Source organism: Streptomyces sp. NPDC024017 (assembly GCF_040638895.1).
Lineage (GTDB): Bacteria > Actinomycetota > Actinomycetes > Streptomycetales > Streptomycetaceae > Streptomyces.
Genome location: NZ_JBEZYZ010000001.1, coordinates 794,464 through 816,396 on the forward strand (window position 1 = coordinate 794,464; position 21,933 = coordinate 816,396).

The 21,933-nt window shown below is 70.1% G+C and carries 21 protein-coding genes and 1 tRNA gene; 12 read left to right on the top strand and 10 right to left on the bottom strand.

Annotation, left to right across the window (positions count from 1 at the left end):
• The first annotated feature begins 129 nt into the window (after positions 1-129).
• The 5 genes from AB0G20_RS03600 to AB0G20_RS03620 all read left to right on the top strand — a co-directional run bounded on the left by AB0G20_RS03600 (position 130) and on the right by AB0G20_RS03620 (position 4,267).
• On the top strand, positions 130-462 hold the full coding sequence (locus AB0G20_RS03600) for a hypothetical protein (protein WP_361295158.1): 333 nt from the start codon (positions 130-132) through the stop codon (positions 460-462).
• Positions 463-839: 377 nt separating this feature from the next.
• Complete coding sequence (locus AB0G20_RS03605; protein ID WP_361295161.1) at positions 840-2,084, top strand: helix-turn-helix domain-containing protein; 1,245 nt, start codon at positions 840-842, stop codon at positions 2,082-2,084.
• A 101-nt stretch (positions 2,085-2,185) separates the two neighbouring features.
• Positions 2,186-2,788 (top strand): oligoribonuclease, encoded by a 603-nt coding sequence (gene orn / locus AB0G20_RS03610; RefSeq protein ID WP_361295164.1) that lies wholly within the window; start codon positions 2,186-2,188, stop codon positions 2,786-2,788.
• Between the two features lie 115 nt (positions 2,789-2,903).
• Positions 2,904-2,976: transfer RNA gene (locus AB0G20_RS03615), tRNA-His, on the top strand.
• A gap of 100 nt (positions 2,977-3,076) precedes the next feature.
• Entirely contained in the window at positions 3,077-4,267 is a 1,191-nt protein-coding gene (locus tag AB0G20_RS03620) for an MFS transporter (RefSeq protein WP_361295167.1), read from the top strand.
• Between the two features lie 184 nt (positions 4,268-4,451).
• Here AB0G20_RS03620 and AB0G20_RS03625 read toward each other — a convergent pair whose 3' ends face one another.
• The gene (locus tag AB0G20_RS03625; RefSeq protein WP_361295170.1) at positions 4,452-5,507 is read right to left on the bottom strand and encodes a LacI family DNA-binding transcriptional regulator; all 1,056 of its coding nucleotides are present in this window, start codon (positions 5,505-5,507) and stop codon (positions 4,452-4,454) included.
• A gap of 242 nt (positions 5,508-5,749) precedes the next feature.
• On the bottom strand, positions 5,750-6,991 hold the full coding sequence (locus AB0G20_RS03630) for a transposase (protein ID WP_361295815.1): 1,242 nt from the start codon (positions 6,989-6,991) through the stop codon (positions 5,750-5,752).
• Positions 6,992-7,340: 349 nt separating this feature from the next.
• On the opposite strand from AB0G20_RS03630, the gene AB0G20_RS03635 reads away from it, so the two are divergent.
• The 6 genes from AB0G20_RS03635 to AB0G20_RS03660 all read left to right on the top strand — a co-directional run bounded on the left by AB0G20_RS03635 (position 7,341) and on the right by AB0G20_RS03660 (position 12,933).
• Positions 7,341-8,663, top strand: a complete 1,323-nt coding sequence (locus tag AB0G20_RS03635; RefSeq protein WP_361295173.1) for an extracellular solute-binding protein — start codon at positions 7,341-7,343, stop codon at positions 8,661-8,663.
• Positions 8,664-8,668: 5 nt separating this feature from the next.
• Complete coding sequence (locus AB0G20_RS03640) at positions 8,669-9,682, top strand: sugar ABC transporter permease (RefSeq protein ID WP_361295818.1); 1,014 nt, start codon at positions 8,669-8,671, stop codon at positions 9,680-9,682.
• A 12-nt stretch (positions 9,683-9,694) separates the two neighbouring features.
• Complete coding sequence (locus AB0G20_RS03645; RefSeq protein WP_361295176.1) at positions 9,695-10,603, top strand: carbohydrate ABC transporter permease; 909 nt, start codon at positions 9,695-9,697, stop codon at positions 10,601-10,603.
• 109 nt (positions 10,604-10,712) lie between these two features.
• A complete protein-coding gene (locus AB0G20_RS03650) occupies positions 10,713-12,149 on the top strand; it encodes a GH1 family beta-glucosidase (protein ID WP_361295179.1) in 1,437 nt (478 codons plus the stop codon).
• A gap of 149 nt (positions 12,150-12,298) precedes the next feature.
• Positions 12,299-12,514: a type II toxin-antitoxin system VapB family antitoxin gene (locus AB0G20_RS03655; protein ID WP_361295182.1), complete on the top strand. Its 216-nt coding sequence runs from the start codon at positions 12,299-12,301 to the stop codon at positions 12,512-12,514.
• Positions 12,511-12,933 (top strand): PIN domain nuclease, encoded by a 423-nt coding sequence (locus AB0G20_RS03660; protein ID WP_361295185.1) that lies wholly within the window; start codon positions 12,511-12,513, stop codon positions 12,931-12,933. The genes AB0G20_RS03655 and AB0G20_RS03660 overlap by 4 nt, the downstream gene beginning before the upstream one ends.
• Positions 12,934-12,942: 9 nt before the next feature.
• Here AB0G20_RS03660 and AB0G20_RS03665 read toward each other — a convergent pair whose 3' ends face one another.
• From AB0G20_RS03665 to AB0G20_RS03690, 6 genes are all read right to left on the bottom strand, one after another.
• Entirely contained in the window at positions 12,943-14,259 is a 1,317-nt protein-coding gene (locus tag AB0G20_RS03665; protein ID WP_361295188.1) for a glycoside hydrolase family 36 protein, read from the bottom strand.
• A 24-nt stretch (positions 14,260-14,283) separates the two neighbouring features.
• A complete protein-coding gene (locus AB0G20_RS03670) occupies positions 14,284-15,171 on the bottom strand; it encodes a carbohydrate ABC transporter permease (protein WP_361295191.1) in 888 nt (295 codons plus the stop codon).
• Positions 15,168-16,151, bottom strand: a complete 984-nt coding sequence (locus tag AB0G20_RS03675) for a sugar ABC transporter permease (RefSeq protein WP_361295194.1) — start codon at positions 16,149-16,151, stop codon at positions 15,168-15,170. The genes AB0G20_RS03670 and AB0G20_RS03675 overlap by 4 nt, the downstream gene beginning before the upstream one ends.
• 35 nt (positions 16,152-16,186) lie before the next feature.
• Positions 16,187-17,500 carry an ABC transporter substrate-binding protein gene (locus AB0G20_RS03680; protein WP_361295197.1) on the bottom strand — a complete coding sequence of 438 codons (1,314 nt, stop codon included), beginning with the start codon at positions 17,498-17,500 and terminating at the stop codon, positions 16,187-16,189.
• 185 nt (positions 17,501-17,685) lie between these two features.
• The gene (locus AB0G20_RS03685; protein WP_361295200.1) at positions 17,686-19,083 is read right to left on the bottom strand and encodes a HAMP domain-containing sensor histidine kinase; all 1,398 of its coding nucleotides are present in this window, start codon (positions 19,081-19,083) and stop codon (positions 17,686-17,688) included.
• Positions 19,080-19,784 (bottom strand): response regulator transcription factor, encoded by a 705-nt coding sequence (locus AB0G20_RS03690; protein ID WP_361295203.1) that lies wholly within the window; start codon positions 19,782-19,784, stop codon positions 19,080-19,082. The genes AB0G20_RS03685 and AB0G20_RS03690 overlap by 4 nt, the downstream gene beginning before the upstream one ends.
• Before the next feature lie 131 nt (positions 19,785-19,915).
• Here AB0G20_RS03690 and AB0G20_RS03695 point away from each other — a divergent pair, with 131 nt between their 5' ends.
• Complete coding sequence (locus tag AB0G20_RS03695; protein WP_361295206.1) at positions 19,916-20,434, top strand: hypothetical protein; 519 nt, start codon at positions 19,916-19,918, stop codon at positions 20,432-20,434.
• A gap of 42 nt (positions 20,435-20,476) precedes the next feature.
• Here the strand turns inward: AB0G20_RS03695 and AB0G20_RS03700 are convergent, their stop codons facing one another.
• Both AB0G20_RS03700 and AB0G20_RS03705 read right to left on the bottom strand, forming a co-directional pair.
• A complete protein-coding gene (locus tag AB0G20_RS03700; protein ID WP_361295209.1) occupies positions 20,477-21,346 on the bottom strand; it encodes a fused MFS/spermidine synthase in 870 nt (289 codons plus the stop codon).
• A 59-nt stretch (positions 21,347-21,405) separates the two neighbouring features.
• Positions 21,406-21,801, bottom strand: coding sequence for a hypothetical protein (locus AB0G20_RS03705; RefSeq protein WP_361295212.1), 396 nt, complete (start codon positions 21,799-21,801; stop codon positions 21,406-21,408).
• Positions 21,802-21,933 lie beyond the last annotated feature (132 nt).

Consider the following 21,933-nt stretch of genomic DNA (forward strand, 5'->3'; position numbering starts at 1 on the left):
CGCAATGGTTGCTGCGCTGTACAGGCGGTTTGCACAGGATTCACTTACCCGTGGGTGCGATCCGGGCAGCCAGTGACCGACGCCCCGGCCACGCGTTGAACCCCGTGAGTCACGCCACAGGGAGCACTCTTGTCCGGACCCCGCCCCGCCGCCGAGGCGGACCGCGCGACCCCGCCGCCGCGGGACACCGCGACGGATGTGGTTCGCTGGGCCGCCTTCAGTTGCCTGCTCGTCCCCGTGGTGCTCCTCGGCTGTGGCGCCTCTCTGGCCGGCGCCGCCGGCACGGCCCTCGGGCTCGCGGCCGTCACGGGTGCCTGCCGGGTCCTGCTGCGCCAGTCCGAGCGCGGCGCGGCGCGGCTCGCGGCCGAGGACCGGGCACCCCACCGGGGCCGGCACCACCGCACCGGAACGGGGTCGCACCGTGGCGGACGGCACACCGGAGGAGATACACCGGTCGGCTGACCGGTTTCCGCGCACACGCACGTTGCTTTTCAGCCAACTTCTCGCCCCTGTGCATCACCCGGTCCAACCACCCCCCAACCCCCGTTCGACCTGCACGGAAAGGGCCTCCGGGGACCTGCGCACCCTACGTGGATTGGCCACCGCGACAAGGCGCACTTCCCTGCACGCCCCACGAGTGCAACGCTTCGTGATCGAATGCTTCACGCCAAGTTGCCAAGTCGACAATGTGCCGAGTGCCGAACCGGCCACTTCGGCATGACGGGACACAGTAGATTCGATCTTGACTGTCTACGGCGGGGGACTCGTGCAGGACCGAGGGGAAACGTGCAGGAGCGACACAACCGAGGAGCCGCGACCACCGAGGGGGGCTTAGCAGTATGAGCCACGACTCCACTGCCGCGCCGGAAGCCGCGGCCCGGAAACTTTCCGGGCGACGCCGCAAGGAGATCGTCGCGGTGCTGCTGTTCAGCGGCGGCCCCATCTTCGAGAGTTCCATACCGCTGTCGGTGTTCGGGGTTGACCGCCAGGACGCCGGCGTACCGCGCTACCGACTACTGGTGTGCGGGGGCGAGGACGGTCCGCTACGGACCACAGGGGGACTCGAACTCACCGCGCCACATGGCCTGGAAGCGATCTCACGCGCGGGCACGGTCGTCGTACCGGCCTGGCGTTCGATCACTTCTCCGCCACCGGAGGAGGCGCTCGACGCGCTGCGCCGCGCCCACGAGGAGGGTGCCCGCATCGTCGGGCTGTGCACCGGCGCCTTCGTCCTCGCGGCGGCGGGCCTGCTGGACGGACGCCCCGCGACGACACACTGGATGTACGCGCCGACGCTGGCCAAGCGCTATCCGTCGGTGCACGTGGACCCGCGTGAGCTGTTCGTCGACGACGGCGACGTGCTGACGTCGGCGGGCACCGCCGCGGGTATCGACCTGTGCCTGCACATCGTGCGCACGGACCACGGCAACGAGGCGGCCGGGGCCCTGGCCAGGCGGCTCGTCGTGCCACCGCGCCGCAGCGGCGGGCAGGAGCGCTACCTCGACAGGTCTTTACCCGAGGAGATCGGCGCCGATCCGCTGGCCGAGGTCGTCGCCTGGGCGCTGGAGCACCTCCACGAACAGTTCGACGTGGAGACCCTGGCGGCACGCGCGTACATGAGCCGGCGTACGTTCGACCGCCGCTTCCGCTCGCTGACCGGGAGCGCTCCGCTGCAGTGGCTGATCACGCAGCGGGTGCTCCAGGCGCAGCGCCTGCTGGAGACATCGGACTACTCGGTGGACGAGGTGGCGGGGCGCTGCGGCTTCCGGTCGCCGGTCGCCCTGCGCGGGCACTTCCGCCGCCAGCTGGGCTCGTCCCCGGCCGCGTACCGGGCCGCGTACCGCGCCCGGCGCCCGCAGGGTGAGCGGCCGCAGGACACCGAGAGCGCGCCGGGCGGCCCCGGGTCCGGCATGCCGGGCCATCCGGGCCACACGGGGCATCCGGGACAGTCCGGCCACGCGCCGGCCGCGCTGCACCCGGAGCACCCGGTCCCGCTGCAGTCCCGCCGTACGGCGGCGGCGAGCTCGGTCGGCCAGTCCCCGGCCCTGTCGGCGAGCCTGCCCGGGCAGCGCAGCGCACCGTGATCCGGTAGCGGGGCCCGCGAGGAGCACGTCTCCTCGCGGGCCCCGCGTCTTTCCCGGCACGGGAGGCTCAGCCGGTGACAGCGGGCCGTAAGGTTAGACACATGAACGATCGCATGGTGTGGATCGACTGCGAGATGACCGGCCTCTCGCTGTCGGACGACGCGCTCATCGAGGTGGCCGCCCTCGTGACCGACTCCGAGCTGAACGTGCTCGGTGAGGGGGTGGACATCGTCATCCGGCCGCCGGAGCAGGCGCTGGAGACGATGCCGGATGTGGTGCGTCAGATGCACACCGCCTCCGGGCTGCTCACCGAGCTGGCGCAGGGCACGACCCTTAAGGACGCCGAGGACCAGGTCCTGACGTACGTGAGAGAGTTCGTCAAGGAGCCGGGCAAGGCCCCGCTGTGCGGGAACTCCGTCGGTACGGACCGCGGCTTCCTGCTGCGTGACATGCCGACGCTGGAGGGCTACCTCCACTACCGGATCGTCGACGTGTCGTCGATCAAGGAGCTGTCCCGCCGCTGGTACCCGCGGGCGTACTTCAACAGCCCGCAGAAGAACGGCAACCACCGTGCGCTCGCCGACATCCGCGAGTCGATCGCGGAGCTGAGGTACTACCGCGAGGCCGTGTTCGTCCCGCAGCCCGGGCCCGACTCGGACACCGCGAAGAAGATCGCCGCGAAGCACGTTCTGCCTGCTCAGTAGGGAGAACAGGGGCCCGTCGGGGGGCGCCGCGAAAGCCGGGCGCGAGCACCCCTTCGGACCCTGTACACTTTTACTCGGCCGGTCGGGGACAGCACTGATCTCCAAGCCGGTCATGGTGGGTGTAGCTCAGCTGGTAGAGCACCTGGTTGTGGTCCAGGATGCCGCGGGTTCAAGTCCCGTCACTCACCCTGAGTATTCAGCCGGTGGCCTCGAAAGAGGCCACCGGCTGAAGCGTTTTCAGCGCGCCGCTCAAGAGGGCGTCCGCGGGCCGGGGCTACCGTCGGCCGTGTGGACGGTGGACGCCGGGGATGGCGCGCGTGTGTGCTCAGCGGGGCGGTGTTCGCCGTCTGCATGGCCGGCACCACGCTGCCGACTCCCCTCTATCCCCTCTACCAGGACAAGTTCGGCTTCTCCGAGCTGACGGTCACCGTGGTGTACGCCCTGTACGCCTTCGCCGTGATCGCAGTGCTGCTGCTGGTGGGCAACGCCTCGGACGCCGTGGGCAGGCGCCCGGTGCTGCTGTGCGGGCTGGGCTTCGCGGCGCTGAGCGCCGTCTGCTTCCTGTGCGCCACCGGGCTCGGCTGGCTCTATGCGGGGCGGCTGCTGTCGGGACTGTCCGCCGGGCTGTTCACCGGGGCCGCCACGGCGTACGTGATGGAACTGGCTCCGCGGGGCGGTGCCTCCCGGGCCACGTTCGTGGCGACGGCCGCCAACATGGGCGGACTGGGCTGCGGTCCGCTGCTCTCGGGGCTTCTCGCGCAGTACGCCTCCTGGCCGCTGTACCTGCCGTTCGTCGCCCACCTCGCCCTGGTTGCCGCCTCGGCCGCCGTCCTGCTGCGGCTCGCGGAGACGGTACGGGAACGGCAGCCGCTGCGCACCGTACGCCCACACCGGCCCGCACTGCCCCCGCAGGTGCGCGCGGTGTTCGGCCCCGCCGCCACCGCCTCCTTCGTCGGGTTCGCCCTGTTCGGGGTGTTCACCTCGGTCAGCCCGGCCTTCCTCGCGGAGTCCCTGGACGTCGAGGACCACGCCGTCAGCGGTCTGATCGTCGCGCTGGCCTTCTTCGCGTCGACCGCCGGGCAACTGGCCGTCGGCCGGGTCGGCGTACGGCGCTCCCTCCCGCTGGGCTGCGCCGGGCTCCTCGCCGGGCTGGCGCTGCTCGCCGGTGCGCTGCGGTGGGACCAGATGTCCCTGCTGATCGCCAGCGCGCTCGTCGGCGGAATCGGCCAGGGCCTGGCGTTCCGCGGAGCCCTGTCCGACGTGGCCGACGCCTCTCCGGAGCACCAGCGCGCGGCAGTGATCTCGACCCTGTTCGTGGTGGCCTACGCGGGCATCTCCCTGCCCGTGATCGGCGTCGGCCTCCTGACCGGCCCGATCGGTCTGGAGGGCGCGGGCCTGGTGTTCATCGCCTGCATGGCCGTCCTGGTCGTGACGGCAGCGGCATATCTCCTGCGCCGACCGGTACCGGCCCGGGTGTGAGGGCGGGCGTGGCCGATCGGCTCAGTCCGTACGGGTTGGCTGACCGCGGCCCACCGACCCTCGCCACGCCGTCATCAACTCCCCCACCCCCGCGAAACGTTCACCCGGGTCCGGATGGGCGGCCCGTTCCACCACCGCCAGTTGCCCGGCCGTGCCCCGCCAGGCGCGTTCCCCGTCACTCGCCTCACGACGACGACCGGGACACCAGCTCCGTGGCGAGGACCATCTGCCGGCGCTCCAGGCCCCGGGACGCGAGCGGGCGGCGGTCGGCGACCTCCGTGAGCAGGAGATCGATCATCCGGCGGCCCATCTCCTCGATGGGCTGGCGGACGCTGGTCAGCGGCGGTTCCATGTGGCGGGCGATGGCGGAGTCGTCGTAGCCGACGAGCGCCACGTCCTCCGGGATGCGGCGGCCCGCCTCGCGCAGCGCCCGGCGGGCGCCGGACGCGGTGACGTCGGAGGCGGCGAAGACCGCGTCCACGTCCGGGTGGCGCTCCAGCAGGGCGGTCATGGCCCGATGTCCGCCCTCCTCGGTGAAGTCCCCCGCCTCGATCATCCCTTCGTCCACCCAGCAGCCGGCGTCGCTCAGGGCCTCGCGGAAGCCGTCGACCCGGCGCTGCGCGCCGTAGACGTCGAGGCGGCCGGTGATGTGGGCGATCCGGCTGCGGCCCCGGGACAGCAGATGCTCGACGGCCTGGCGGGCGCCGCCGTAGTTGTCCGAGTCGACCGACGGCAGGGTCTCCGCCGACGAGCGCGGGCCGCTGATCACCGCCGGGATCTCCAGCTGCGCCAGCAGGTCGGGCAGCGGATCGTCCGCGTGCACCGAGACCAGCAGGACACCGTCGACCCGGTGCGCCGCCAGGTACTGCGCGAGACGGCGGCGTTCGCGGTCGCTGCCCGCGAAGATCAGCAGCAGCTGCATCTCCGTGTCGGACAGCGCCGCCCCGACACCCTTCAGCATGTCCGAGAAGTACGGCTCCGCGAAGAACCGGGTCTCCGGCTCGGGCACGACCAGCGCGATCGCGTCCGTACGGTTGGCGGCCAGGGCGCGGGCCGCGGTGTTGGGGACGTAGCCGAGCTCCGCGACCGCCGCCTCGACGGCCGCGCGGGTCGCGTCGCTGACCCGGGGCGAGCCGTTGATCACCCGCGAGACGGTGCCGCGGCCGACACCGGCGCGCGCCGCCACCTCTTCGAGGGTGGGCCGGCCACCACTTCGGCCCCGCGCTCCGTGGGTTGCCATGGGCTCCGCCTTCCCGTCCACACCCGCACTCTGCCACTGGCCTGGAATTTAACAGGCTTGTCAGCCGTGACGCCCGATGCCGAGGGCTCTTCGCCCCGGCCTTCCGTTTCGGCCCAACGAGCCGGTGCGACCGGTGGTCCGACTGGCTCGATTCAACCGGCCCGGGACTCCGACACCGCCCGAGCGCTTTCTTCTTCCTGTCAGCCGTAGGTTCGCTGTACCTGTGCTGACAGCCCGATAAGTCAGCTGCCTGTCGCCACTGCCGCCAGACTTGCGTTGCGGGCACCACTGGTTGTGGTGTTCCGCTTGCGTCCAGCCGTCCCTTGTCCGGGAACGGCAGAGGCCACTGACCGGGCCCCGCGTCGCCACAACTCCCACGCCCGAGCGCGGATGTTGCGGGAGCTGTTCCGGTCCGCGTGATCAACGAATCCGCACGACCGGCAAGCGAACCTGGCCTGCGAGACCCGGTTCGCTGTGTCCACATGCCCGCACTCGGCGCACGTGCGCGAGGTGTACGCCGGATCGACGAACACTACTGGCACCCCCGCCCGACGAGCCTTGTAGGCAATGAAGCGTCCCAGCTGGGCGAAGGCCCAACCGTGGAGTGTGGCCCGTTGGGGCTTTCTCAGCCGTACCCGCTCGCGGATGCCCTTCAGGTCTTCAAGAGCGATTCCACGACCGGTGCGTTCAGCCTCGGCCACGACATGCTTCGCGATCTTGTGATTGATGTCCCGCGTTCGGCGAGCTTCCTTACGAGGTCGACGCCTGGCACGACGCTTGGCCGATGCGGTGTTCTTCTTCCTCAGCTTGGTCCGCAGGGCGCGGTCCCGCACTCTGCAGCGATTGATGTGCCGTCCCGACAAGATCTCGCCGTCACTGGTGGCAGCGATGTTCACGATGCCCAGGTCCACTCCGAGGAAGTCGACGGGTTCGCCGTGGGCCACGCTCTCCGGGACTTCGCACGTGGCCAGCAGAAACCACATGCCGTCCCGGTATGCCAGGTCCGACTCGCCCTTCCGGTAGCGAGCGAGGGTTTCCAGGTGCTGCTGGCTACCGGTGAAAGCGACCCCCTTGAGCCGCCCCTCGACAGTCCAGACGGACACCGTGCGTGCTTCTGCCTGCCATGACAGCATGCGATCGTCATACGGCTGGGCCGACTCCGCACGGAAAGCGATCGGTCGATGCACGGTTCCGCAGGAAGCCCTTGATCCCCTCGTGCCGCCACTGGATGCCTTCAGACTTGCACGCAGGACCGTGTAGGCGTCGGACACCTTCTTGATCACGTGCTGGGCGGCCTGGGCTCCCAACCCCCAGCGGCCCCTCACCTCGCCATAGCACTGTTTGCGCAGGGTGAAGTTCTTGAAGGCGTCAGATTTGAACGCCACATCGGACACCCAGCGAGCGGCTTCGTTGCAGACGCGCAGCGTCGACCGGAGCGCAGCCTCCTGCTCCGGCGTCGGCAGGAGCTTGACCTGGACCACCATTTTCACTTCACGGACGCTACGGATGGGCGTGGCACTTCGCATGCGAACAGATCAACCTCCTTCGAACGAGTGACTGTCCGACCATCGCCCCCACTTCTCGCCAACAGGTCCGAACCTCCCGGGACATGGCCGCGGCGACGGAAATGTCTCGAAGCTATATAGAGCTGTCCGGTCCCTTGACACCCCCGCCGCGACCGGGGACTCTTCAACACATCACTGGTGGGAGCGCTCCCACGGTACCTGACACATACACAACCCGCACGTTCCCCACCCGAGCCGTAAGCGCGTAAAACGGTCCGACAATGCAGTTGGCCGGGGGGTCGGCACGTCAGGGCAACAGGAGGACGACATGCGAGCACGCATCCGAACCGCCCGCAAGGCGATGGTCGTCGCGGCCGTCGCATCGCTGGGCGCCGGGCTGCTGGCCGGCTGTGCCGACGACGGCAAGGACGACGGCTCCGGTTCCTCGTCGGGCGGCGACAGCAGCGGCAAGACCAAGATCACCCTGGGACTCTTCGGCACCTTCGGGTTCGAGGAGGCCGGCCTCTACAAGGAGTACGAGAAGCTCCACCCGAACATCGACATCCAGCAGACGGTCGTCGAGCGGAACGAGAACTACTACCCCACCCTGGTCAACCACCTGACCACCAACAGCGGCCTTCAGGACATCCAGGGCGTCGAAGTCGGCAACATCGCCGAGGTCGTCAAGACCCAGTCCGCCAAGCTGCTGGACCTCTCCAAGTACGGCAAGAAGAGCGACTACCTGGAGTGGAAGTGGCAGCAGGCCACCTCCGAGGGCGGTCAGACCGTCGGCCTGGGCACGGACGTCGGCCCGATGGCCATCTGCTACCGCAAGGACCTCTTCGAGAAGGCCGGTCTGCCCACCGACCGCGAGGAGGTCGCCAAGCTGTGGGCCGGCGACTGGAACAAGCTGGTCGAGGTCGGTGAGGATTACAAGAAGAAGGCCCCGAAGGGCACCACCTTCCTGGACTCCCCCGGCGGCCTGCTCCAGGCGATCCTCAGCAGTGAGAAGGACCGCTTCTACGACTCCTCCGGCAAGGTCATCTACAAGTCGAACCCGGCCGTGAAGGACGCGTTCGACCTCACCGCGAAGGCCGCCAAGGACGGACTGATCGGAAACCAGACCCAGTTCCAGCCCGCCTGGGACACCACGATCGCCAACAGCAAGTTCGCCGCGATGTCCTGCCCGCCGTGGATGCTCGGCTACATCAAGGGCAAGTCGCAGCCGGACGCCAAGGGCAAGTGGGACGTGGCCGCGTCGCCGAAGTCCGGCAACTGGGGCGGTTCCTTCCTGACCGTTCCCAAGTCAGGCAAGAACACCGAGGAGGCCGCGAAGCTGGCTGCCTGGCTGACCGCGCCCGAACAGCAGGCCAAGCTCTTCGCCGTGCAGGGCAGTTTCCCGAGCACCCCGGCGGCCTACGAGTCGGACGCCGTGAAGAACGCCAAGAACGACATGACCGGTGACACGCCGATCGGCACCATCTTCGCCGCGGCCGCCAAGAGCAGCCCGGTGCAGACGATCGGCCCGAAGGACCAGATCATCCAGCAGGGTCTGACGGACAACGGCGTCATCCTCGTCACCCAGGGCAAGTCGCCCGAGGAGGCGTGGAACACGGCCGTCAAGACCATCGACAACAACCTGGACCAGTGACCGGAATGGCAACCAGGCACGACGCCGCCGCGCCCCCCGTGAAGGAGGGGGGCGCGGCCCCGGGCCGCCCACCGGCTGACAAGGTCGAGGAGGCTGCGAGGAAGAAGCGCGCGAAGCTCTCCCGCCGCTGGCAGCGGGACATGCGTTGGAGCCCGTACGCCTTCGTCTCGCCGTTCTTCCTGCTCTTCCTCGCGTTCGGCCTGTTCCCGCTGCTGTACACCGGCTGGGCCTCGCTGCACCAGGTGGAGCTGACGGCGCCCACGGACATGTCCTGGGTGGGCATGCGCAACTACACCCGCATCTTCGACGACGACTTCTTCTGGAACGCGGCGAAGAACACCCTGACCATCGGCATCATCTCCACGGTTCCGCAGCTGCTGATGGCGATGGGCCTTGCCCACATCCTCAACTACAAGCTGCACGGCTCCACGTTCTACCGCGTCGTGATGCTGGCGCCGTACGCCACCTCGATCGCCGCCGCCTCGCTGGTCTTCGTGCTGCTCTTCGGGCGCGACTACGGAATGATCAACTGGGCGCTGAACGCGGTCGGTATCGACAACATCGACTGGCAGAACGACAAGTGGCCGTCCCAGATCGCCGTGTCGACCATCATCGTCTGGCGCTGGACCGGCTACAACGCGCTGATCTACCTTGCCGCGATGCAGGCGATCCCGCACGACCTGTACGAGTCGGCGGCACTGGACGGAGCCAGCCGCTGGCGCCAGTTCCTCCATGTCACGCTGCCCTCGCTGCGGCCGACGATCCTGTTCACGGTCGTGGTGTCGACCATCGGCGCCTCGCAGGTGTTCGGTGAGCCGCTGCTCTTCGACGCGAACAAGGGCGCCTCCGGCGGGTCCCAGCACCAGTTCCAGACGCTCGGCCTGTACTTGTACGAGCAGGGCTGGGTCAACCAGCACCTGGGCCGCGCCTCCGCCATCGCCTGGACGATGTTCCTGATCCTCATCGTGATCGGGATCGTCAACTACGTCATCTCGCGCCGGCTGCGCGCCAGTAGCTAAGGAGAACCGGCCGTGACGACGACCCTGACGAAACCCCCGGCAGACGCGGTCCCCGAGCCGCCGAAGCGCTCACGTGGCATGAAGGCGGCACGCGCGGGCGGGCAGTTGCACGCCGGCCCCGTGGCCTACGTCATCCTCGCCCTGTTCACCATCGTCTCGCTGTTCCCGCTGGTGTGGACGGCGATCGCCGCCTCGCGCGACAACCAGCGCCTGGCGCAGACCCCGCCGCCGTTCTGGTTCGGCTCCGGCCTGTTCGACAAGCTCGAAGTGGCCTGGACGGATGCCAACCTGGGCGAGGCGTTCCTCAACACCACCCTGGTGGCGGGCACTTCGGCGCTCACCATCGTCTTCCTGTCGACGATCGCCGGGTTCGCCTTCGCCAAACTGCGCTTCAAGGGCCGCGGCGCGGCGATGCTGGTGGTCATCGGCACGATGATGGTGCCGCCGCAGCTCAGCATCATCCCGCTGTACATGATGGTCGCCAAGCTCGACTGGACCGACCAGCTGCAGGCGGTGATCTTCCCGTCGCTGGTGAGCGCGTTCGGGGTGTTCTTCATGCGGCAGTACCTGATCCAAGCGTTGCCCGACGAGATCATCGAGGCGGCCCGGGTGGACGGCGCGAGCAGCTGGCGGGTGGTGTGGCACGTGGTGTTCCCGACCGCCCGCCCCGCGATGGCCGTCCTGGGCATGCTGATGTTCGTCCAGACCTGGAACGACTTCCTGTGGCCCTTCCTGGTCCTGACCCAGACCGGCAACCCGACCGTGCAGGTCGCCGTCGCGGGCCTGGGCCGCGGCTACACCCCCGACCAGTCCCTGATCATGGCGGGCGCGCTGCTGGGCACGCTGCCGCTGCTGCTGGTCTTCGCGATCTTCGGCAAGCAGATCGTGGGCGGCATCATGCAGGGCGCCGTCAAGGGCTGATTCCTCCTCGGGGGCCGGGCCGGCGCCGCTCCGGCCCCTCTTCCTTCCCCCCTCCCCCTCCCCCTTCTTCTCCGCCATTGGTCTCCTCGACCCCTTTGGGAGCGCTTCCATGCCTGACTCCGAGAACCCGGCCACTCCGGTGACCTTCCCGCCCGCCTTCCTGTGGGGCGCGGCGACGTCCGCGTACCAGATCGAGGGTGCGGTGCGGGAGGACGGCCGTACGCCGTCGATCTGGGACACCTTCAGCCATACGCCGGGCAAGACGGCCGGTGGCGACACCGGTGACATCGCTGTCGACCACTACCACCGCTACCGCGACGACGTGGCGCTGATGGCGGAGCTGGGCCTGGGTGCCTACCGCTTCTCCATCTCGTGGTCGCGGGTGCAGCCGACCGGCCGGGGCCCGGCCGTGCAGAAGGGCCTGGACTTCTACCGGCGGCTGGCGGACGAGCTGCTGGCCAAGAACATCAAGCCGGCCGTCACTCTCTACCACTGGGACCTGCCGCAGGAGCTTGAGGACGCGGGCGGCTGGCCGGAGCGCGACACGGCGTACCGGTTCGCGGAGTACGCGCAGATCGTCGGCGAGGCGCTGGGCGACCGGGTGGAGCAGTGGATCACGCTCAACGAGCCGTGGTGCAGCGCGTTCCTGGGCTATGCCTCCGGGGTGCACGCCCCGGGCCGTACGGACCCGGCGGCCTCGCTGCGGGCCGCGCACCACCTGAACCTGGCGCACGGGCTGGGCGCGTCCGCGCTGCGGTCGGTGATGCCGGCCCGCAACACGGTCGCGATCAGCCTCAACTCCTCGGTGGTGAGGCCGCTTTCGCAGGACCCGGCGGATCTGGCGGCGGCCCGCAGGATCGACGACCTGGCCAACGGCGTGTTCCACGGGCCGATCCTGCACGGTGCCTACGCGGAGTCGCTGTACGTGGCGACGGCGAGCCTGACGGACTGGGACCACGTCCTCGACGGCGACCTGGTGCTGATCAACCAGCCGCTGGACGCGCTGGGCCTGAACTACTACACGCCCGCGCTGGTCTCGGCGGCGGACGCGTCGGCTCAGGCGCCGCGCGCCGACGGCCACGGAGCGAGCGACCACTCGCCGTGGCCGGCCGCGGACGACGTCGCCTTCCACCAGACGCCCGGTGACCGCACGGAGATGGGCTGGACGATCGACCCGACCGGCCTGCACGAGCTGATCATGCGCTACACCCGGGAGGCGCCGGGCCTGCCGCTCTACATCACGGAGAACGGCGCGGCCTACGACGACAAGATCGACTCCGACGGCCGGGTGCACGACCCGGAGCGGGTCGCCTACCTGCACGGCCACCTGTCGGCGGTCCGCCGGGCGATCGCCGACGGCGCGGACGTCCGCGGCTACTACCTGTGGTCCCTGATGGACAACTTCGAGTGGGCGTACGGCTACGGCAAGCGCTTCGGCGCGGTGTACGTGGACTACGCGACGCTGGAGCGCACCCCGAAGACGAGCGCCCAGTGGTACGGCCGGGCGGCGCGGTCCGGGGCACTGCCCGAGGTCGAGGCGGTCTGACCGGCGGGGGACGCGGGCGCGGCACGATTAGGGGAGTGCCGCGCCCCTCCGTCCCTCCGTCGGGGCGGCTGTCCGGACTGACCTGGGGCGATCGCGCGGCAAAGCTCTATATAATCGGTAGCATCTTCGATATACGAGGAGGTGCATCGATGAGCCGCACAGTGATCGATCTCGACGACGACCTGCTCGCCGACGTGGCCAAGGCGCTCGGGACGAGCACGAAGAAGGACACCGTCAATACGGCTCTGCGCGAGGTGCTGGAGAACCGCCGACGGGCGCTGGCTCTCACCCGCCTGCGTACCGCGGCCGCCGACGGCGCTTTTGACCTCGAGCTTCTCGAGGACAAGGGGAACTACCGTCGATGAACGCGGCGCAGTTCCTGATCGACACCAGTGCGCTCGCCCGGTTCCTGCGGCGCGATGCCGAGCAGTACGGCTGGGATCAGGCCGCAGCGGCCGGGCTCATCGCTACCTGTCCGATCACCGAGCTCGAGTTCTTCTACAGTGCGCGGTCCGCCCAGGACCGTGCCCGGGGGATCGAGGACCTGCGGTTGATCTTCGGGTGGGTAGCCGTCGACGACCGTGCCTACGACCGCGCCTGGCGGGTTCAGGAGGCACTGACCAAGCGCGGACAGCATCGCAGCGCAGGGCCGGTGGACCTGGTCGTGGCCGCGACCGCCGAGTTGCAGGGGCTCACCCTGCTGCATCGCGATCGTGACTTCGAGTGCATCGCTGCCGTGACCGGCCAAGCCCTCCAGTGGTACGGCCCGGAAGAAGGCAAGTGACCGTGCGCGTCACCTGGTGACGCGTTCGAGGAGCCGGCGGGTCGTCTCCACGCCCCACTGGTCCAGGGACAGCAGGCGGTCGCTGGAGGCCATCAGGCCCCCCGTGGACTCCACGTGCGCGGCCCACTGTTCGCGCGTCTCGACCGCCGGGCGGGCCATCAGGCAGTCCGGGTCGTTGATCCAGAGGCGGTTGTGCTGCCACTGGCGGGCCGCTCCCGTGAACTCGGCGGGGTCCTGGCCGGGTTGGCTGTAGTCATCGGCCTCGGGGCGGCGGTGGGGGGCCGTGTCGGGGCTGACGCGCATCGCGTCGAACAGGCCGATGGAGGCCAGGAGGGGCGCGCCGCAGCCCAGGAGGTACGCGTCCTCGCCGATGGCCTCGCGGATCAGGTCGATGCCGGCGCGGTAGGCCGTGAGGGCGTCGACGTCCGCGTGGCGTACGCCGTCCAGGGCGCCCGCGTAGAGGAAGTCGGTCTTGAAGTAGTCGTAGCCCTCCGCGCGCAGGGTCGTGAAGACCCCGGTCAGGTACGCCGCCGCGTCCGGGTGGGTGGTGTCCAGGACGCGCAGGTCGTGGCCCCAGTTGCGGCCGGCGTGCGCGAAGCCGCCGGTGGTGTCGCGGACCAGCCAGTCGGGGTGCGCGGCGGCCAGGTCGCTCGCCGGGTCGACGAGGAACGGGGCCGTCCAGATGCCGGCGCGGCGGCCGCGGGAGCGGATCTTCTCGGCGACTCCGGCGCGGGAGCGGAAGCGGCCGGAGAGGGTGAGCCAGTCGCCGAGGGCCCGCTGGTAGCCGTCGTCGATCTGGACGACGTCGACGGGCAGGTCGAGGGTGTCCATCGCGCGGAGGTTCTCGTGGATGTCGTCCTCGGTGACGGCCGTGAAGTACTCGTACCAGGAGCACCAGACGGTCGGTGCCGGGCGGGGGGCGTCGAGGCCGAGGCCGGCGGCCCAGTCGCCCAGAACCGACTGGATGTCCGGGCCGGTCCACTCCTTCACCGGCCCGTCGGCGCTGATCTCGGCGACCCGTCCGGCCCCGGTGGCCAGCCGGATCGACGGCACCTCACGCGTCGGCTCGGCCGCGGCCCAGAGCCGGACCGGTGAGCCGTCGCCGGGGTCGAGGGCGAGCAGGCCCTCCCCCTGGAAGGTGCTTGCGGGCGCGGTGACACCGGGGCGGTAGCAGACCGTGGCCCAGTTGGCGTTGGCCGGGCGGTAGGGCGTCGCGTCCAGGGCGTAGGCGCCGCTGGGGCTCCAGGACTGCCAGCCCTCCTCGTGGACCCGCGCGGTACGCGGGTCCACGGGAACGGCGGTGACGGGGGTGAAGGGGTGCTGCACGGTGGTCTCTTTCGGCGAAGGAGGTCAGCCCTTGTTGGCACCGAGCGTCAGGCCGCTGACGAACTGGCGCTGGAGCGCGAAGTACACGATCAGGGTCGGGATCGCGGTGAGCAGGGCGCCGGCGGCGACCAGGTTGGGGTCGGTGAAGTACTGGCCGGAGAGGTTGTTCAGCGCCGAGGTGATCGGCATGTTCTCGCCGGTGGAGATGAGGACGATGGCCCAGAAGAAGTCGTTGTAGATCCAGATGGACAGCAGGGTGGCGAGGGCGGCCATCGCGGGCTTGCAGAGCGGCAGCACGATCTGCCAGTACAGCCGCCAGACGGAGGCGCCGTCGACCAGGGCGGCCTCGGTGAGCTCGTGCGGCAGGGAGCGCATGTAGTTGCTGAGCACGAAGGCGCAGAAGCCGGACTGGAACGCCACGTGGATCAGCACCAGGCCGAGCGCGGAGTCGTAGAGCTTGCCGCTCATGGTGATGCCGGGCAGGTCGATCAGCAGGTACAGCCGGTACAGCGGGGTGATGATGACCTGCTGGGGCAGCAGGTTGCCGGCCGTGAACACCAGCAGGAGGAACAGGTTGAGCCGGAAGTCGAAGCGGCTGACGTAGAAGGCGACCATCGACGACAGCAGCAGGGTCAGCAGCACGGCCGGGACCGCGATCAGCAGCGTGGTGCCGAAGTAGTGCAGCATGTCCGACTGCTGGAAGGCGTTGGTGAAGTTGTCGAAGGTGAGCTTGTCGGGCCAGGAGACATAGCCCTTGGTGCTGGTCTCCGCGTACGGCCGCATCGCCGCGAGCAACGCCCACAGCAGGGGGGCGAGCCAGGCCAGCGCCGTGACGACGAGGAAGGTGTGCAGCAGGACCCGGGCGGGGCGGATCGGGGTGCGCTGCTTGCGCGGGGCGCTCAGGGTACTCATGCGCGCCGCTCCTTCCGGAAGGTGGCGATCAGATACGGGATGATCACCGCGAGCGAGATCACCAGCAGGACGACGGCGATCGCGGAGCCGTATCCGATGCGGCTGGACTCGCCGATGATGTTGTTGGTCACCAGGATCGACAGCAGTTCGGTGCCCTGGGCGCCCTTGTTGAAGACGAACACCAGGTCGAAGGCGCGCAGTGCCTCGATGATCGTGACGACCAGGACGACGGTGTTGGTGGGGCGCAGGGTCGGGAAGATGACGTTCTTGAACGTCTGCCACTCACTGGCACCGTCCAGGGCGGAGGCCTCGCGCAGGGCGGGGTCGACGCTCTTCAGGCCGGCCAGGTACAGGATCATCATGTAGCCGGCGTGCCGCCAGGACGCGGCGACGAGGATCGCCCAGAGGTTGAGGTCCGGGTCGCCGATCCAGTCGATGTAGTGGCCGGGCTTGTTGGCGCCGATGATGCTGTTGATCAGGCCCGTGTCCGGGTTGTAGATCAGCTGCCAGACGAACCCGATGACCGCCAGCGACATCACGACCGGCAGGAAGAACGCGGTCTGGTAGACGCAGCTGAAGCGGATCTTCTTGTCCAGCTGCACGGCGAGGAACAGGCCGAAGGGCGTGGGCAGCAGGATGAGCGCCACGAACCAGATCACGTTGTGCTCGACGGCGGGCCAGAACTGCGGGTTGCTGGTGAACAGTTCCCTGAAGTTCTGCAGTCCGACCCACTTGATGGAGTCGAAGCCGATGCCGTCCCAGGTGGTGAAGGCCAGCGCGATCGAGGCGAGGGCCGTCAGCCACACCAGGGCGACGTGCAGGATCGTGGGCACGCCCGCCATCAGGCCGAGCGTGAGGCGGTCGCGGCGGGTGAGCAGCCGCCGGTGGCCGTGGGGCGCCTTGGCGGGCGCGGGCGTGGGGGCGGGCCCCGGAGCAGGCTGGGTGGCCGGCTCCGGAGCCTTCGCGGGGGTGGCAGTCATGTCGGATCCGAGTCGTCGAGTCTCCGTTTCGGCGGTCAGGAGGAGGCGAAGATCGTCTTCTTCTGGCGGTCGATCGACGAGAGGATGCTGTCGACGTTCTTCGGGTTGCGGATGAAGTTCTGCAGCGCGGGCTGCATCACCGTGGACGTGAAGTCCGGGCGGGAGTCGCGGTCCATGAACTGGGTGAGGCTCTTCGCGCCGGAGATCATCTCGTAGGACTTCTTCTGCAGCGCGGTGTAGGAGGAGGTGTCGGCCTTGGTGGAGGCGGCCACCACGCTGGAGTCGGCCTTGAGGTAGATCTCCTCGGCCTCGGGCGTGCCCAGGTACTCGAGGAGCTTGGCGGCGCCCGCACGGTTCTTCGGGGCCTTGGAGAGCATGAAGCCGTCGGTCGGCGCCTCGACGGTGTCCTGACCGAACTGCGGGTCGATCTCCGGGAAGGCGAAGAAGTCGAGGTCGTCCAGGTCGGCCTTGTCGGTGAACTGCTGGCCGACGAAGGTGCCCAGCAGGTACATGCCGGCCTTCTTGGCCACCAGCGTCTGCGCCGCGTCCTGCCAGGTGCGGCCCACCGCGCCCTCCTGGTGGTAGGGCAGGATCTCCGTCCAGTGGTCGAAGACCTTGCGCACCTTGGCGTCGGTCCAGGAGGCCTTGCCGGCCATCAGCTCGACGTGGAAGTCGTAGCCGTTGGTGCGGAAGTTGATCTGGTCGAACGTGCCCATCGCGGGCCAGGCGTCCTTGTCGCCGAAGGCGATCGGGACGAGCCCGTCCTTCTGCATCCGCTTGCACAGGGCGACGAAGTCGTCCCAGGTGGTGGGGACCTCGTAGCCGTGCTGGGCGAAGACGCTCTTGCGGTAGAAGACCGCCCACGGGTACGTGTACAGCGGCACGAAGTAGTACTTGCCGTCCTCGCCCTTGCTGAGCTTCTTCATCGCCTCGGGGAAGTTCCCGCCGATCTTCTGCCACACGTCGTCGATCGGCGCGGCGAGCTTCTTCGAGGCGAAGAACTGCATGCGGTAGCCGGCGAACCAGGTGAACACGTCGTCGGGCGTGCCCTGCAGATAGGAGTTGATCTGCTCCTGGAACGTGTTGTGGTCCTTGGTGTTCACGTCGACCTTGATGCCGGACTTCTTGGTGAAGGCGGCGTAGATCTCGGCGAACGCCTTCTTCGGCACGGCGTCGGACGAGTTGGAGCCGAGACTGACCGTCTTCGGGTCGGCGGACGAGCCGCTGCCGCCGCAGGCACTCAGCAGGGGTATGCCTGCGCCGAGCAGGGCCGCGCCGCCCATTCCGCGCAGCAGGGTGCGGCGGCTGGTGGCGGGGAGGGAGAGACCGGAGGGAGAGAGGTCGTGCATGAACGGCTCCTGAAGGCAGGGTTCGGCCACGAGGGTGTGGCGTGAAATCCAGTCGTAATCGACCAGAAATCAACTTGACCGAACACGGTGGCGCAATGACAGCCGCATGTCCGGTCATACGTCAAGAGTCGTCCCGTTCATTTGTCGAAACGTGACCGTCCCGAAAGGCGGCGACCCGCGAGCGCTCAGGTGGACCGGGAGCGGCTGTACACGGCAGCGAGCCTGCCGGGGCGGCGACGCCGCAGCTGCCGGTGCCCTCTGCTCGCGGGGGCGCGGCCGTCCAGCTGGAGCCAGATCCGCACCTCGGTGCCGCCGAGCACCGAGGAGCCGATCCGTACGTCCCCGCCGGTGGACTCCGCGAGCCGGCGCACGATGTCCAGGCCGAGCCCGGTCGAGCCGTCGCTCCCGGAACCGCGTCCTCGCGCCATCGCGACCTCGGGGTCGGGTATGCCGGGGCCCGCGTCGGAGACGAGGACGATCACCGCGTCCTCGCCGTTGTGCACGTCGACCGCGAAGGCGGTGCCCTCCGCGGTGTGCCGGAAGACGTTCCCGAGCAGCGCGTCGAGTGCGGCGGCCAGGTCGGCGCGGGCCACGGGTATGCGCACCGGCCGGTCGGCCCCGGCCACCCGCCACTTGCGCCCCTCGTCCTCCGCGAGCGCCGACCAGAACGCCATCCGCTCCCGGACCACCTCGGCCGCGTCGCATCCGGCGCCCGGACCGGCCGCGGCCGTCTGCGGCTTGGCCTCCCGGGCCGTGCGGATGATGGTGTCGACCTCGCGCTCCAGCTGCTCCACCGCGGTCCGGGTCTGGTCGGCGGCCGGTCCCTCGCCGAGCGAGGCGGTGTTGAGCCGCAGCACGGTCAGGGGCGTGCGCAGCCGGTGGGACAGGTCGGCCGCCAGCTCCCGCTCGTTCGCCAGGAGCTGGACGACCTGGTCGGCCATCGAGTTGAACGCGACCGCCGCGAGCCGCAGTTCGGTCGGGCCCTCCTCGGGCACGCGGGCGCCGAGCCGCCCCTCCCCCAGGTCGTGCGCCCCCTCGACCAGGCGCTGCGCGGGCCGGACCATACGGACACCCAGCCGGTCGGCGACCGCGACCGAGCCGAGGATCAGCGCCACCCCGACCGCGGCGAGCACCGCCCAGGCCGTGCCCACGCCGTTGGTGACGTCGGACTCCGGCACGTACACCTCGACCACCGCGATCTTGCCGGTGCTGAGCGCGACCGGCTGGAGCAGCGTCGAGCCGCCGGTGACGCCGGTGGTGGAGGCGCGGCCCAGCTTCCGCACGGCCGCGATGTCCTCGTCGGCGGCACGCTGCCGCCCGAGCTCCAGGGCGTCCTGGCCGTCGCCCGCCGGCAGGTGCACGGCCATCCCGGCGTCGGAACCGGCCGAGGCGACGACCCGTTCGAGCTGGTCGCGGTCGGTGGTGATGGACAGGGCGGGGGCGACGGCCGCAGCCTCCCGCTCGGCGTTGGAGAAGGCACGGTCGCGGGCCATCTCGCGGATGACGAGTCCGAGCGGCACCGCGAAGGCGAGCACGACCATGGTGGTCACCGCCAGCGACACCTTGACCAGGGCCCACCTCATCGCGGCGCCCCCGCCCCCGGTGGTTCGAGCTTCACGCCGACGCCCCGGAGGGTGTGCAGATAGCGCGGGCTGGCCGCCGTCTCGCCCAGTTTCCTGCGCAGCCAGGACAGATGGACGTCGATGGTCTGGTCGTCGCCGTAGGACTGCTGCCACACCTCGGCGAGCAGCTCCTTGCGGGGGACGACGACGCCGGGCCTGCGGGCCAGGAAGGCGAGCAGGTCGAACTCGCGGCGGGTGAGGTCGAGCCGGGCGCCGTCGAGCTCGGCCTGGCGGCGCAGCGGGTCGACGGTCAGGCCGCCGACCCGGATGACGGGGGACGGCTCCCCTTCGCCGGCGCCGGAGCGGGCGCGGCGCAGTACGGCCGCCATGCGGGCCGCGAGGTGCTCGACCGAGAAGGGCTTGGTCAGGTAGTCGTCCGCCCCGGCGTTCAGCAGCCGGACGATCTCCGTCTCGTCGTCCCGGGCCGTGGCGACGATCACCGGCACGTCCGTGATCCCGCGCAGCATCTTCAGGGCCTCGGACCCGTCGAGATCGGGCAGTCCGAGGTCCAGGATCACCACGTCGAAGCGGACATGGGCGACCTCACGCAGCGCCTCCAGCGCCGTCCCGACACTGCGCACGGTGTGCGAGGCGTCGGTCAGGTGCCGGATCAGCGCCGAGCGTACGAACTGGTCGTCCTCGACCACGAGCACACTTGCCATGCGCCGCACCGTACGCCATCTCGAACAGCCGGGTGCGGGCCTGTGGACAACTCTCCTCGTGGGGACAACGGGCCCCGGTACACCCCTGTTTGTGGGCACCGCGTGGGACGCGTGAGGCAGTATGGCCCGCGATGCGCAGAGGACTCGTACACGTACTGGCCTGGCTGCTCGCCACGGGCGCGGCGGTCACGCTGTCGTGGTGGGGTGTCCACACGGTGATGGCGGGAACGGCCTACGACCCGCCGCGCGCCCTGCCCATCAAGGCCGCCGACGCGTCCACGCCGGAGCCGAAGGCGCTGGCCACGCCGCCGGAGCGGACGCCTCCGCCGAAGCGGCGGGAGCCGAGCACGCCTGCTGCGTCCACGTCCGGCAGACCGAGCCCCTCCCCCACCCCTTCGTCCTCGCCCAGCACCGCCCCCGCCGCCTCCGGCCGGGTCAAGAGCTACGACACCGACGGCGGCCGGGCGATCTTCGACCTCGGGAAGACCTCCGCCTCGCTCGTCTCGGCGACGCCCGGGGCGGGCTGGTCGATGCAGGTGTGGAAGACGGAGTCCTGGATCCGCGTGGAGTTCTCCTCGGGCGCGGACCGGGTGTCGGTGTTCTGCACATGGCACGACGGGCCGCCGCGGGTGGAGATCGGGACCTACTGAGTGCCGTACGCGTTCATCGGGGCCGCCGGGTGCCGTGCGCGTTCATCGGAACACCGACGCGGGCGGCGCGGGCGACGCCACCGCCGCGAGGTCCGTGACGGGCGCGGCCCCACCGGTGAAGTCCGTGAGCGTCCTGCCGTGCTCGACCCGGGCGGGGTGCGGGTCGGAGGCGGCGAGGCGGGTCAACTCGGCGACGGGCAGGGGGTGGTCGGAGGCGACCAGCACGGCGTTCCCGAAGCGCTTGCCGCGCAGCACCGCCGGATCCGCGACCAGTGCGAGGTGCTCGAAGCGGACGGCGGCGGTGGCGATCTGGCCGCGCAGGTGGGCGAGCGGCGGTCCGTCGGCGAGGTTGGCCGCGTAGACACCGCCGGGTCTGAGAGCCCTGCGCACGTCGTCGAGGAACTCGGTCGAGGTCAGATGGGCCGGTGTCCGGGCCCCGCTGAACACGTCGGTGATGACGAGGTCGGCCCAGCCGTCCGGCACCTTGGCGAGGCCCTCGCGGGCGTCGGTGGAGCGCACCCGTATCCGCGCGTTCGGATCCAACGGCAGCTCACGGCGGACCAGTTGGACGAGGGTGCCGTCCCGTTCGACGACCTGCTGGGTGGAGCGGGGCCGGGTGGCGGCGACGTAGCGGGCGAGGGTGAGGGCGCCACCGCCGAGGTGCACGGCGTGCAGGGGGCGGCCGGGTGGGGCGACGAGGTCGATCACGTGCCCGAGGCGACGCTGGTACTCGAAGGAGAGGTACGCCGGGTCGTCCAGGTCGACGTGCGACTGCGGGGCCCCGTCGATCACGAGGGTCCAGGCCCGGGCCCGCTCGCGGTCGGGGATCAGCTCGGCGAGCCCGCCGTCGACGCTCTCGACGACGGCCTCCGCACCGGCCTGTCTGCGCCGGCCGCCCTTGGACTTTCCCATGGGTTCATTATCGGGGTGGGCTGCTAAGCAGGGCGTACGCTCCGGCGTCCGAGGGCGCCTCAGCGGCAGCTGTCCGCCGCCTTGATCATCCGGGCGGCCTCGCCCAGGGCCTCGCGCAGCACCGCGGGGTCGGTGGCGAGGTCCGCCTCGCCGGGCGGCAGCAGCCAGTCCGAGCCCGCCACGGGAGGCTCGGGCGCTAGGGCCGGTCCGCGTCCGTCCGTCTCCGTGCACGTGCTCCCCGGCACGTCCCACGCGGCGGCCGTCCCCGGCGGCACCAGGAAGCCCAGGGTGTCACCGTCGTCGTCGTGCAGGACGGGTCCCACCGCGTCCCCCGGTCCGCGCCGCAGGATGTCGACCGCCTCCAGTCCCTGCCGCGCCGGCACCGTCACCACATCGCAGCCGGCCGCCGGTGCACTCGGCGGCGTACGAGGATCGTTGATCCGGCTGGTGTCCATCCCGGCCTCCACCACGAAAACCCCTGCTTGGACGAGCGGTCGGGAGTCGGGGGCCTCCCGGTCCGCGAGGTTCAACGCGGCAGGCCGTCAACGGCTACGGCGGAAGTCAGCCGCAAAGGATGGCACTTCATG